General features: G+C 63.1%; 10 protein-coding genes. 3 read left to right on the forward strand and 7 right to left on the reverse strand.

Going from position 1 to position 13,336, the window contains the following annotated elements:
• Nucleotides 1–74: 74 nt before the first annotated feature.
• The 4 genes from J7655_RS18715 to J7655_RS18730 form a co-directional block, all read right to left on the reverse strand.
• Nucleotides 75–1,106, reverse strand: coding sequence for an ABC transporter substrate-binding protein (locus J7655_RS18715; RefSeq protein ID WP_230925699.1), 1,032 nt, complete (start codon nt 1,104–1,106; stop codon nt 75–77).
• A gap of 53 nt (nt 1,107–1,159) precedes the next feature.
• Nucleotides 1,160–2,257: an ABC transporter ATP-binding protein gene (locus J7655_RS18720; protein ID WP_230925700.1), complete on the reverse strand. Its 1,098-nt coding sequence runs from the start codon at nt 2,255–2,257 to the stop codon at nt 1,160–1,162.
• A 260-nt stretch (nt 2,258–2,517) separates the two neighbouring features.
• On the reverse strand, nt 2,518–3,147 hold the full coding sequence (locus J7655_RS18725) for a response regulator (protein ID WP_230925701.1): 630 nt from the start codon (nt 3,145–3,147) through the stop codon (nt 2,518–2,520).
• Nucleotides 3,144–5,549: a PAS domain-containing sensor histidine kinase gene (locus tag J7655_RS18730; protein ID WP_420850896.1), complete on the reverse strand. Its 2,406-nt coding sequence runs from the start codon at nt 5,547–5,549 to the stop codon at nt 3,144–3,146. The genes J7655_RS18725 and J7655_RS18730 overlap by 4 nt, the downstream gene beginning before the upstream one ends.
• A gap of 113 nt (nt 5,550–5,662) precedes the next feature.
• Here J7655_RS18730 and J7655_RS18735 point away from each other — a divergent pair, with 113 nt between their 5' ends.
• Complete coding sequence (locus tag J7655_RS18735; protein ID WP_230925702.1) at nt 5,663–6,652, forward strand: alpha/beta hydrolase family protein; 990 nt, start codon at nt 5,663–5,665, stop codon at nt 6,650–6,652.
• Between the two features lie 2 nt (nt 6,653–6,654).
• Here J7655_RS18735 and J7655_RS18740 read toward each other — a convergent pair whose 3' ends face one another.
• Genes J7655_RS18740 through J7655_RS18750 form a run of 3 tightly spaced genes read right to left on the reverse strand, consistent with a single transcriptional unit; the run spans nt 6,655 to nt 9,110 of the window.
• The gene (locus J7655_RS18740; RefSeq protein ID WP_230925703.1) at nt 6,655–7,416 is read right to left on the reverse strand and encodes a TerB family tellurite resistance protein; all 762 of its coding nucleotides are present in this window, start codon (nt 7,414–7,416) and stop codon (nt 6,655–6,657) included.
• Nucleotides 7,417–8,088, reverse strand: a complete 672-nt coding sequence (murU, locus tag J7655_RS18745) for an N-acetylmuramate alpha-1-phosphate uridylyltransferase MurU (protein WP_230925704.1) — start codon at nt 8,086–8,088, stop codon at nt 7,417–7,419. It abuts the gene before it with no gap.
• Entirely contained in the window at nt 8,085–9,110 is a 1,026-nt protein-coding gene (locus J7655_RS18750) for an aminoglycoside phosphotransferase family protein (protein WP_230925705.1), read from the reverse strand. The genes murU and J7655_RS18750 overlap by 4 nt, the downstream gene beginning before the upstream one ends.
• 124 nt (nt 9,111–9,234) lie before the next feature.
• Between J7655_RS18750 and J7655_RS18755 the strand changes: the two genes are divergently transcribed.
• Together J7655_RS18755 and J7655_RS18760 are read left to right on the forward strand one after the other, a co-directional pair.
• Nucleotides 9,235–12,060: an LPS-assembly protein LptD gene (locus J7655_RS18755; protein WP_230925706.1), complete on the forward strand. Its 2,826-nt coding sequence runs from the start codon at nt 9,235–9,237 to the stop codon at nt 12,058–12,060.
• Entirely contained in the window at nt 12,041–13,333 is a 1,293-nt protein-coding gene (locus tag J7655_RS18760; protein ID WP_230925707.1) for a peptidylprolyl isomerase, read from the forward strand. The genes J7655_RS18755 and J7655_RS18760 overlap by 20 nt, the downstream gene beginning before the upstream one ends.
• The last annotated feature ends 3 nt before the right edge of the window (nt 13,334–13,336 follow it).

The following is a 13,336-nucleotide window of genomic DNA, read 5'->3' on the forward strand; positions in this document are numbered from 1 at the left end:
CTCATCCGGCGCTATGCGCCACCTTCTCCCGCAGGAGAAGGGGACGAGGAAGGCGTCGCCGCGCGACGCACGGGTTAACGGGCCGCCCAGGCGTTGAAACGCTGCTCCAGCTGCTCGCCGTAGTCAGCCCAGAAGGTCACGTCGATGGCCACCTGGTTGGCGATGTTTTCCGGGGTGGTCGGCATCAGGCTCAGACGCTCCGGCGCCAGCAGCTCGATGGCCTGCTTGTTGGCCGGGCCGTAGGCGATGTTCTCGGAGTAGGTCTTCTGCGCTTCAGGCGTAACCGAGAAGGCGATGAACTGCTTGGCCAGCTCGGTATTCTTCGCGCCACGCGGAATGGCCCAGGAGTCGAAGTCGTAGATGCCGCCGTTCCACACCACCTGCAGGTTGCTCTCGCCCTGCACCGCGGCGATACGCCCGTTGTAGGCCGAGCTCATCACCACGTCGCCGGAGGCGAGGTACTGCGGCGGCTGCGCGCCAGCTTCCCACCACTGGATGTTCGGCTTGAGTTCGTCGAGTTTCTTGAACGCGCGATCCTGGCCTTCCTTGGTGGCCAGCACCTCGTACACGTCCTTGACCGGCACGCCGTCGGCCATCAGGGCGAATTCCAGGGTGTACTTGGCGCCCTTGCGCAGGCCGCGCTTACCGGGGAATTTCGCCACGTCCCAGAAATCGGCCCAGCTGGTCGGCGCCGCGCTGAGTTTGTCGGCGTTGTAGGCCAGTACCGTGGACCACACGAAGAAGCCCACACCGCACGGCTGGATGGCGCCGTCGATGAAGTTGGACTCATCGCCGAACTGCGCCGGATCGAGCTCCTCGAACAGGCCTTCATCGCAACCACGGGCCAGTTCCGGCGACTCCACTTCCACCAGATCCCAGCTCACGCTGCGGGTGTCGACCATGGCTTTGACCTTGGCCATTTCGCCGTTGTATTCGCCGCCCAGCACCTTGTTACCGGTTTCCTTCTCGAAGGGTTCGTAGAACGCCTTGACCTGCGCCGCCTTGTTCGCGCCGCCGAAGGATACCGCCGTCAGATCCACCGCCAGTGCCGGCATGGCACAGCTAACGCCCAGGGCCAATGCCGCGAGCTTCAGGGATTTCGTCATTCTTATCAGCTCCTCTGTGTTACGGGGTAAAGGTGAAGCACTGCGCGAAAGGCTCACTCGATGTGGAGTGGATCCAGCGCGCGGACATGCTCGACAGACCAGCCGAGCGGAACCAGGTCACCAACCGTCAGCGCCGGATCGAGCTCGGCCACGGGTTGCTTGACGTAGAAATCGGATTTGCCGCAGACCTCCATGCGGATACGCACGTGGTCGCCCAGGTAGATGAACTCGGCGATACGCCCGGAGAAACGGTTCGGGCAGGCCTCGCTGTGGCCGTTGAGACGAATGCGCTCGGGGCGGATCGACAGGCTCACCGCCTCACCGACAGCGCCGACGTTGACCGCCGTGGCGCGCACTTCTTCACCCCGCGCCAGGCGCACCACGCACTGCTCGCCATCGCGGCTGACCAGCTCGCCAGCCAGACGATTGTTCTCACCGATGAACTGGGCGACGAAGGTGTTGTGCGGCGCTTCGTAGAGTTCACGCGGCGGGGCGATCTGCTGGATCTCGCCCTGATGGAATACAGCCACGCGGTCGGACATGGTCAGCGCCTCGCCCTGGTCGTGGGTCACGTAGACCACGGTCACGCCCAGGCTATGGTGCAGGTGCTTGATTTCCATCTGCATGTGCTCGCGCAGTTGCTTGTCCAGCGCGCCGAGCGGTTCGTCCATCAGCACCAGTTGCGGCTCGAACACCAGCGCACGGGCCAACGCTACACGCTGCTGCTGGCCACCGGAAAGCTGGCCCGGATAACGGTTGCGGAAGCTGTCGAGCTGCACCATGGACAGGGCGCGTTTGACCCGCTCGCTGATATCGGTGCGCGACATGCCGCGCACGCTCAGCGGGAAAGCCAAGTTCTCCGCCACGGTCATGTGCGGGAACAGCGCGTAGTTCTGGAACACCATGCCGATGTCGCGTTTGTGCGGCGGCAGTTTGTTCAGCGAGCGGCCATCGAGGAGGATCTCACCAGCGGTCGGCGTCTCGAAACCGGCCAGCATCATCAGGCTGGTGGTCTTGCCGGAACCGGACGGGCCGAGCAGGGTCAGAAATTCACCCTTGCGGATATCCAGGTTGAGGTCTTTGACGATCAGCGTTTCGCCGTCATAGCTCTTCTGTACGCCACGGAAGCTCACCAGTACATCGTTTGCCATCACACCACACCCTTGTTCTTGTCTCAGGCCGATGACTCAAGAGTAGGTCGACAAGACCGGGTGAAAAATCGGGCAGGATGACAAGCTGATATCAGGCGCGAGGAAATTCTTGCGTAGGGATTGCCCTACAAATTCCGAGTGATCGCATCGGTTATACAGCGCATGAAAACCGTGGGAGCGGCTTCAGCCGCGAAGCTCTGGCGGACGATTCATCGCGGCTGAAGCGGAGTGCCGCCCAGCCGCTCCGACGAAGCACCCGATCAGACCAAACGGTGCTCCATCGCATAGCGCACCAGATCGGCCATCGAATGAGCGCCGAGCTTCTGCATCAGGCGCGCCTTGTGCGTGCTCACGGTCTTGTTGCTGATGGCCAGGTGCTGGGCGATGTCATTGACGCCTTCGCCGCGTACCAGACGCTCGAACACCGAAAACTCGCGCTCGGACAGTTGCGCATGGGGCGGACGCGAATCGGTCAGGCCGACCTCGAAGACCATGCGGTCGGCCAATGCCGGGTCGATATAACGCCCACCGCTGGCCACCTTGCGAATGGCGGTGATCAGCAGCGCCGGGTCGCTGTCCTTGGTCGCGTAGCCGGCAGCGCCAGCCTTGAGCGCACGGGCCGCCATCTGCGCTTCGTCGTGCATCGACAGCACCAGAATCGCCGGAGCCTCGCTCAGCGCGCGGATGCGCGGGATGGCCTCGAGGCCGTTGACGCCCGGCATGGAGATATCCAGCAGCACCACGTCGCAAGGCGTGCGCCGCAGCACTTCGATCAACTGTTCACCATTGCAGGCTTCACCCGCCACTTCGAGGTCGCGGGCCATGCCGATCAGTTGCTTGATGCCTTCCCGCACGATGGTGTGGTCTTCGGCTACCAGTACCCGAATCACGCTGCGACCTCCTCTTCCAGATTGATGCGCGCACACAGGGTAGTGCCCTCGCCCGGCCGGCTGTCAATCTGCAACTGGCCACCGAGCATGAGCATGCGTTCCTGCATGCCAACCAGGCCGAACGACTGCCCGGGCTTGCGCAGCGTCGGATCGAAACCCTTGCCATCGTCGACCACCGACAGACACAAGGCACTGTCCTCCAGCCACAGGCGCACCTCGACGCTGTGCGCGCCGGCATGGCGCATAACGTTGGTCAGCGCCTCCTGGAGGATGCGGAACAGGCCGATGGCCTGCGCGTCGGGCAGGCGTGGCAGATGCTCCGGCACTTCGACCAGACAGGGAATCTGCGTGCGCTCCTCGAAACGGCGTACCTGCCATTCGATGGCCGAGGCAATGCCGGCATCGAGAATCGGTGGGCGCAGCGCCGTGGCCACATCACGCACCAACTGGAACAACTGGGCGATCAGGCGCTTCATGCTGGTCAGGCGCTCGTCCAGCTCGGGAATCTGCCCGGCGCAGACCAGCTCGCACATCGCCGTTTCCAGCTTGAGCACGGTCAGCACCTGACCCAGCTCGTCATGTACTTCGCGGGCGATGCGCGCCTTCTCCTCCTCGCGCACGCTTTCCAGATGCGCCGACAACTGGCGCAGGCGCGCCCGCGAATCGGCCAGCGCCAACTCGGCCAGCTTGTTCTCGGTGATATCCCAGAGGATGCCGTCCCACACCACCCGGCCATTGCCCAGCGGCCGAGCAGTGGTGCGGATATCGGCCCACAGCACCTCCTGCTCGGCGGTGAGGATGCGCCCCTGCCAGTACCAGTCACTCTCGCTTTCCAGCGCCAGCGTCTGACTGTTCAGGTAGCTGCTCAGATCCTGCGGGTGCACCAGGCTGCGAATACCCCGTTCATCACGCTGCAGCTCGTGCGCCGGCCAGCCGACCATGTCCTGACTGGCCTCGCTGATGTAGGCGAAATTGACCGCCGCTCCAGGTCCGGCGCGCTCCAGACGAAACACCAGGCCCGGCACATTGCCAGCAATGCCCTTGAAGCGTGCCTCGCTTTCCTCCAGCGCCGCACGCGCTCGGCGGCGCTCGGTGACGTCGCTGAGAAACACCACCAGGTACTCGGCCTGGCGATAACGCAGGAAACTCAGGGAAACATCCGCCGGCATGCGACTGCCATCGGCACGCAGACAGTCCACCTCGAAGCTGGGTGAGCCCTCGGCCTGCTCGCGCACGCGCTTCCACAGGTTGAGCCAGCGGTCCATATGCAGACCGGGCTCCAGCTGACTCAATGGCTTGTCCACCAGCTCACCGGGGGCGTAACCGAGCATGCGTTCGGCGGCGCGGTTGGCATAGCGCAGGTGGCTGTCCCAGTTGACCCAGAGGATGCCGACCGTGCTGTGGTCGATGGAGAACTGGCTCAGGCGCAATGCCTCGGCCGCCTGCTGGTGACGATCCAGCTCACTGCGCGCGCCCAGCAGCCCGCGCTCGAGCGTGCGCGTCTGCTGACGCTGGCGATAGAGCGCGGTGGCGCCAACCAACAACAACAGTGCGAGAAACAGCGCAAGGGTCTTCCAGAAGCCGACGAAGTCGGTGGATTGCGGATAACGCAGCGGCATCCAGGTTTCGCGCAGCTCATCCAGCTCGCGCGCAGGCAACGCCTGCAGGGTCAGGTCGACGATGCCGGCCAGCAACGGCTGATCACGACGCGTGGCCAGGCGCAGCAACTGCGGCAAACCAATATCGCCAACGATACTCAGGCTGGCGAAACGCGATTCGCGCAGCAACAGGCTGAGACTTGCCTCGTCGAGCACCGCGTAACTGACGTCCTGATTCAGTACCAGCAGCAAGGCAGCACGCTCCGACGGTGTCGTGCGCAGGCGCAGATTGCTGTGGGTACTTTCCAGGTATTCAACGGCCTGGCTGGGTGAACGCAGGGCGACGACCTGTTCCAGCGGTAACTGGTCGAGGTCCACTGCGCCGCTGCCGTTACGTTCGCCAACCACCAGGTGCGGCACACGCAGATAAGGCATGGAATAGTGCCAGATGCGCAGACCTGCCGGTGTTTGCTGCAGGCCGGGCGCCAGGTCGATCTCACCGGCACGCGCCGCCTGCTCCAGCGCTTGCAGGTTTGGATAAAGACGCCAGTCCGGCGCCACGCCCATCCCCTCGAGCAGGCGCTGCATCAACTCGACATTGGCGCCCGTCAGTTGCCGGTTCTGCCCGCGCTGCACCCAGGGTGCCTGCTGGATCAGGCCTACGCGCAAAACCGGATGTTCACTGAGCCAGGCACGTTGCGCGGCATCGAACGCCGGGCGCAGTGGCATGCGCGCGCTCTCGGCCCAGGCGGTGGAAACAGCCAGCATCAGCAGCAGGACGAGGGAACGAAGAAGGGAATTCATACACGGCGAATCCGGTGACGCGGCCCCCTACCTTACTCCAGTCTTGCGCCAATCGCCTGACAAAAGCGGAGCCCGGCATTAGGCTCTATAGCAGACGATCAGGAGCCTCATCGATGCGCCTTCATTCACTAGCACTGCTCGGTTTCTGCCTGCTCTCCTGTTCCGTGGCCTGGGCCGAGGAGCCGACCGAGAATGCGCCGGCTGATAGCGCCGACGCCCCCGCAGCGAGCGAACGCCCGCTGTTGCCCGAACGCAGCGTCAGCGAGGCGCAGACGCTGGAGCACCGTCTGGACAAACGTGAACAGCAGATGCTGCAGGCCGGCGCCGAAAGTTTTCTCGCCCTGTGGCTGCCTGCCAATGTCGGCGAACCCAATGGAGCAGTGATCCTGCTGCCCGGCGATGTGGAAAACGCCGATGGCGCTGCAGCTATCGGCCCGCTGCGGCGCAAACTGCCCGACGCCGGCTGGCACAGCCTGAGCCTGACCCTGCCAGACCCGGACGGTGACCCGCTGCCTCCACGCACAGCTGCCACAGCAACAGTGACATCACCAGACGACAGCACCGCTACCGAGAGCCCTCCTGCCGACGAAAGCGCGCCCGAAACGACCGTAGACGAGGCTACACAACCAGCCGACAGCGGCACGATCAGCCCAGAGCAAAGGCGTCTGGCGCATGCCGAGCGGGTCATGGCACGCATCGATGCCGCCATCGCCTTCGCCAACCAGCAGCAGGCCAAGGCAATCGTCCTGCTCGGTCATGGCAGTGGCGCTTACTGGGCCGCGCGCTACCTGAACGAACGCCAGCCGGACAACGTGAAGAACCTGCTGATGGTGGCGGCCGAACTGCCGACCGGCTTCGACCCGCCACTGGATGAACTGGTTGCACAACTGCCCACGGCAACCGGCGACTTCTTCTACAAGGATCAAGCCACTGACCGCACGGCCGCACTCAAGCGCCTGCAGGCCAGCAAGCGGGCCAAACTGCCCAACTACATTCAGGTAGCGATGAAAGCTCTGCCGGGCAATCTGAACGTGCAGCACGAACAACTCTACCGCCGCCTGCGGGGCTGGCTAGAAAAGCATGCCAACGCCACCGGCAGCTAGCCCTAGCGGATACCCCGGCGCTGACGAATCAACGCATAGGCCTGATGCAGTTGACGCGTGGTGTCGGTCGCTTCACGAATACGCTCAGGCGAAGCGCCAGAGCCGGCCAGTTTGTCCGGGTGATGGCGGCTCAGCAGACGCCGGTAGGCGCGCTTGATCTGCTCGGGCTCACTGCCTTCATTGACGCCCAGCAGCCGCAGCGCCTCCTGGTAACTGCCGCCCGCCGGCGTCGGTTGCTGGCTACGGCGCGGCGCATACTCTGCACTGAGGCTCTCCAGGCGCTCGCTGTCCCAACCGAGCCACTTGCCCCAGAGCCGAATCAACTCATGCTCGCCGGGCGACACCTGCCCATCGACCCAGGCCATGCGCCAGCAGGCGCGCAACAGCGCATCGCCGCGCTGGCGCTGGCGCTGCAGTGGCGCACGCAGGTTGTCACGCCCGGTCTTGCCCCGAGCAAACGCCTCGATGGCGCGGCGCTGAGCTGCAGCGTCCAGCCCAAGTCGCTGCATTTCCGAGCGCGCCTGCTGGATATGACTCTGCACCACCCGACCATCACTCTTGGCCAGACGCCCCAGCATCAGAAACAACAAATCGTCATCCGTGGGTGCCGCACGACCGCCCAGACGCTCACGCAGATTATCCCAGCCCTGCAGGCGCAGACGGCGATCCAGCACCTGCCCGAGCAGACCGCCCAGCAGAGCACCCGGGATGCTGGCCAGGGCGAGCCCAGCCGCAGCACCGAGCAGTGTTGCCGGCCAGAGCACCTAGCGCGCCTCCTGCAGCAAGCGCTCGACTTCGGCCAGACGCTCGTGCGTACCGACGTCGACCCAGCAGCCGGCGTAGTGCTCGCCACTGACCTGCCCGGCCGTCATCGCCTCACGCAACAGCGGTGCCAGCTTGAAAGCACCAGGCCGAGAAGAGGCGAATAGACGCGGGTGTAACACGGCGAGCCCGCTGTACGTCATCCGCTCACTTGTCGCCTCACCGTCATGCACCCGGCCAGCCGCCAGCACGAAGTCACCCTGCGGGTGATGCGCCGGATTATTCACCAGCACCAGATGGGCCAAACCCGCGAGCGGTTTGCGCAGGGCAGCAAAGTCGTAATCCGTGAACACATCGCCATTGACCACCAAACATGGCTCGTCACCCAACAACGGCAGCGCCTTGAAGATGCCGCCGCCGGTTTCCAGCGGCTCACCTTCGGCGGAATAGACGATCCGCACACCGAAGCGTGAACCATCGCCGAGGTAATCCTCGATCTGCTGACCGAGCCAGGCGTGGTTGATCACCAGTTCGGTAAACCCCGCAGCAGCCAGGGCACGGATGTGGTATTCGATCAACGGCACACCCGCTGCTTTTACCAGCGGCTTGGGCGTATGCAGGGTCAGCGGCCGCATGCGCTCGCCCTTGCCCGCCGCGAGGATCATCGCCTTCATGCAAAGGTTCCTTCATCGATTCCCAAGCTGGTGAACAGCTCGCCCAACTCGGCCAATTCAGGACGACGCGCCAGCACAGTCCTTATATAAGTGAAGAAACGTGGCACGTCGCCGAGGTACTTGGGCTTGCCATCGCGATGACAGATACGTGCAAAGATGCCGATGACCTTGAGGTGACGCTGCACGCCCATCAGGTCGCTGGCACGCAGAAAGTCGTCGAACGAGGCCTGCACCGGAATGCCCGCCGCCCTGGCACGCTGCCAATAGTCATGCAGCCAGGCCTGCACGCGCGCCTCAGGCCAACTGAGGAAGGCATCCTTGAACAGGCAGGTGATGTCGTAGGTGACCGGGCCGTTGACGGCATCCTGAAAATCCAGCACGCCGGGATTGGGCGTGCTCTGCATCAGGTTGCGCGGCATGAAATCGCGATGCACCACCACCTTGGGCTGGGCCAGGGCGCTGTCGATCAACAGCTGACTGACGCGCAGCCAGGCGGCCTCCTGCTCGGCGGTAAAGCGGCGGCTCAGGTGACGTTGTACGTACCATTCGGGGAACAACTGCACCTCGCGCCGCAGCAGGGCGTCATCGTAATGCGGCAGATGGCTGTCGAGCGGCAAGCGCTGCTGCAGCAGCAGGGCGTCGATGGCTACGGCGAACAGATCGTCGGCATTGTCTTCGTTGATTACATCCAGGTAGGTCTGGCGGCCCAGATCATCGAGCATCAGGAAGCCCCGCTCGAGATCGGCAGCCAGCACCTGCGGCACATGCACGCCGGCGCTGGCCAGCAGAGCCGCGATACGCACGAAGGGCTCGCAGTTTTCCTGCGGCGGCGGCGCATCCATCAGAATCAGGCTGCGCTCACCGGCCTGCCAGCGAAAATAGCGGCGAAAACTGGCGTCACTGCTGGCAGGAGTGAGTTCAGCCTCAGGCACAGCGCCCCATTCGCGAGCGGCGAAGAGGATAGGCAGTTGCTCGGCGAGCCAGGTTTGCAGCTGTTGCAGACGTACATCGTGTTCAGACATCAAGGGGTCTCCGACGGCGCTAGCCGTTGCGCGGGTCATGCTTTATTATCCAGCATCTTTTTCAGCCCATCGAGAGGCGTGCGGCCCCTGGGCCGATAGCGCGCAGGAAGCCCGGACTAACAAGATGGCAGTAAAATACCCCGCGTTCCGCAAGAAATTTCCGCTGCTGGTTACCGGCAGCCTTCTGGCCTTACAGCCCGCGTTCAGCCTACAGGCCTTCGCTGCTGAGCAATACAATTGCCAGGCTTCGCCTACGGGCGGCTGGGCTTGCGCGCCGAAATCGGCGGCCAGCGCCCTGCCACCGCGCCCGGTGCACAGCCGTGATGCTGTCAGCAGCAGCGGCTCGAGCAGCGAGGCCAGCACCAGGCAGGAAGCAGCACCAGTGCTGGTCACCGAGAGCAAGGGCCGCGCCCTCGCCTCGCGCAGCCCTGACTACAGCCATCTGGACTGGGTCCCGCGCGAGAAGCTGACAGCAGCGCAACTGGCCGAAGCCGGCCCCTACTGCGCAGGCGCCTATGTCGAGCCGCTGCGTCCAGGCATGGATGACACCACGCCGCTGGACGAGTCGCCGATGTATGTATCGGCCAAGGCGTCGCGCTTCGAGCAGGAAAAACAGATCGCCACCCTCGCTGGTGACGTCGTTTTGCGCCAGTCCGGTATGCAGGTCGAGGCCGACGAAGCCAGCCTGCACCAGACGGAAAACCGTGGCGAGCTGGTCGGCAATGTGCGTTTGCGTGACAGCGGTATGCTGGTAGTCGGTGACCGTGCCGAACTGCAACTGGATAACGGCGAAGCCCGCATCGACAATGCCGAATACGTCCTGCACCAGGCTCACGTGCGCGGCAGCGCGCTCTACGCCAAGCGCGAAGAGACGGCCATCATCCGCCTCAAGGATGGCACCTATACCCGTTGCGAACCGGGTGACAATGCCTGGCACCTGAAGGGTAATAACGTCACGCTGAACCCGGCGACCGGCTTCGGCACCGCGACCAACGTGACGCTGCGGGTCAAGGACATTCCGGTGTTCTACACCCCATATATCTACTTCCCGATCGATGATCGTCGCCAGTCCGGCTTCCTGCCGCCGAGCTTCGGTACGTCGAGCAGCAACGGCCTCTCGCTGCAAACACCGTACTACTTCAACCTGGCGCCAAACTACGACGCCACACTGTATCCGACCTACATGGCCAAGCGCGGCATGTTGATGGAAGGTGAATTCCGCTACCTGACCGAAAGCAGCGAAGGCCAGGTCGGCGGCGCGTGGTTGAACGACAGCGAAGACGAACGCAAACTGCAGTCCGAGTACGAAGACCAGCGCTGGATGTACAGCTGGCAGCACAAGCAGGGCCTCAACTCGCGCCTGCTCGCCGAAGTCGACTACACCGATATCAGCGATCCGTACTATTTCCAGGATCTCGATACCGATCTGGGCATCGACAAGCAAACCTACGTCGACCAGCGTGGCACGCTGACCTATCGCGGCAACAGCTACACCGCCCGCCTGAATGTGCATGCATACGAGTTGGCCAACATCACGGATGTAACGCCATACAATCGCCTGCCGCAGATCACCCTGGACGGCAAGCTGCCGTTCAATCCGGGCGGTCTGGACTTCACCTATGGCACCGAGTACGTGCGGTTTGATCGTAACCTGCGCTCTGGCTTTTTCACTGACAAAGATGGGGTAACCGGCCGACCTCAAGACCTCTGGTACGACGAACGTCTGACCGGATTGGACCGTGCGGACGGCGAACGTCTGCACTTGGAGCCTGGCGTTGCTCTGCCACTGAACTGGAACTGGGGTTTCATCAAGCCTCAGGTCAAGTACTTGCAGACTCAGTACCAGATTGATCTGGACGGGCAAGGTAGGGATGACATCGCTAGCGCTACGAATGCCGCTAACGACCCAAATCGCCAATGGTTCGGCGTCGACTACAAGGGCTCGCCCAACCGCGGTGTCGGCCTGTTCAGCGTCGACAGCGGCCTGTACTTCGACCGCAACACCCAGCTGTTCGGCAAGGATTTCCGCCAGACCTTGGAGCCACGCGCGTTCTACCTGTACGTACCGGAAGAAGACCAGAGCGATATCCCAATCTTCGATACAGGCGAGCCAACCTTCAGTTACGCCTCGCTGTGGCGCGAGAACCGCTTCAGCGGCAAGGATCGTATCGGCGACGAGAACAAGTTGTCGCTGGGCGTGACCAGCCGCTGGATCGAGCCGAACGGCTTCGAGCGCCAACGCTTCAGCATCGGTCAGGCCTTCTACTTCGAAGACCGCAAGGTTCAACTGCCGGGTATTGACTACCGCGCCCGCCAGGAAGCTACCGCCGACGTTTCGCCTTATGCGCTGGAGTATCTGTATCGTTTCAATCGCGACTGGCGCTTCGCCTCGACCTTCAACTGGGATCCGGATCAGCACGCCACCCGCTCGGGCAGCGCGATGTTCCATTACCAGCCGGAAGCTAATCCGAACAAAGTGATCAACTTCGGCTATCGCTATCGTAACGACACCGTGCGCTATGACCGCGACAGCGGTACCTGGACCACCAACCCGGACTACGGCAACCCAACAATCAACGGTCAGCCGAACCCCAACTACATCAAGAACTACTACAAGATCGACCAGCATGACTTCTCCGTCATCTGGCCGCTGGCACCACAGTGGAGCCTGATCTCGCGCTGGCAGTACGACTACGGCCGCAATCGCACCCTGGAAGCCTTCGGCGGTTTCGAGTACGACAGCTGCTGCTGGAAGCTGCGCCTGATCAACCGTTACTGGATCGATTACGACGAAGTCAGCCTCGACCCATCGCGCAACGACGAGCCGGATCGCGGCATCTTCCTGCAGATCGTCCTCAAGGGCCTCGGTGGCGTTGTGGGCAACAAGGTGGAAACTTTCCTCGACCAAGGCATTCAAGGTTACCGTGAACGTGAAGACCAAGCTTTCTGATCGCCTGCGCCCCATGCTGTTGGGCGCAGCACTGCTGGCGGCAACGGCTCAGGCCCAGGTTCGCCCACTGGATCGCGTCGTGGCCATCGTCGACAACGACGTGGTCATGCAGAGCCAGCTCGACGCTCGCCTGCGTGAAGTGCAACAGACCATCGACAAGCGCGGTGGCGCCCTGCCACCCGAGAGCGTGCTCAGCCAGCAGGTGCTCGAGCGCCTGATCATCGAGAACATCCAGTTGCAGATCGGTGATCGCTCCGGCATCCGCATCACCGATGAAGAGCTGAACCAGGCCATGGGCACCATCGCCCAGCGTAACGGCATGAGCCTGGAGCAGTTCCGTGAAGCGCTGGCCCGTGATGGCCTGTCCTACGCCGATGCCCGCGACCAGGTGCGCCGCGAGATGATCATCAGCCGCGTGCGTCAGCGCCGCGTGGCCGAACGCATCCAGGTCACCGATCAGGAAGTGCAGAACTTCCTCGCCTCCGACCTGGGCAAGATGCAGCTGTCGGAAGAGTTCCGTCTGGCCAACATCCTGATTCCGGTATCCGAAGGCGCATCCTCCAGCGAAATCCAGGCGGCTGACCGCCAGGCGCAGGAGCTATACCAGCAATTGCAACAGGGCGCGGACTTCGCGCAACTGGCAATTGCCCGCTCCGCCAGTGAAACCGCGCTGGAAGGCGGTGAAATGGGCTGGCGCAAGGCCGGTCAACTGCCACCACCGTTCGACAGCATGATCAGCCAGCTCAATCCGGGCGAAGTCACTGAGCCGGTGCGCACGCCGGGCGGTTTCATCATCCTCAAGCTGATCGAAAAACGCGGCGGCGATACCCAGGTGCGCGACGAAGTGCATGTGCGCCACATTCTGATCAAGCCCAGCGAAATCCGCAGCGAAGAAGAAACCCGTCGCCTGGTCGAGCGCCTGTATCAGCGCATCGTCGCCGGCGAAGATTTTGCCGAGCTGGCGAAGAGCTTCTCGGAAGATCCGGGTTCTGCACTCAATGGCGGCGACCTGAACTGGATCGATCCCGAGGCGCTGGTACCCGAATTCCGCGAAGTGATGAACAACACCGCCAGCGGCGAGCTGTCCAAGCCGTTCAAGAGCCAGTACGGCTGGCACGTGCTGCAAGTCATGGGCCGCCGCGCTACCGATAACAGCGCTCAGTTCCGCGAGCAACAGGCTGCCAATCTGCTGCGTAATCGCAAGTACGATGAAGAATTGCAGGCCTGGCTGCGCCAGATCCGCGATGAAGCCTACGTCGAAACCAAGCTGTAAGAG

The sequence above is a fragment of the Pseudomonas wenzhouensis genome, assembly GCF_021029445.1.
Lineage (GTDB): Bacteria > Pseudomonadota > Gammaproteobacteria > Pseudomonadales > Pseudomonadaceae > Aquipseudomonas > Aquipseudomonas wenzhouensis.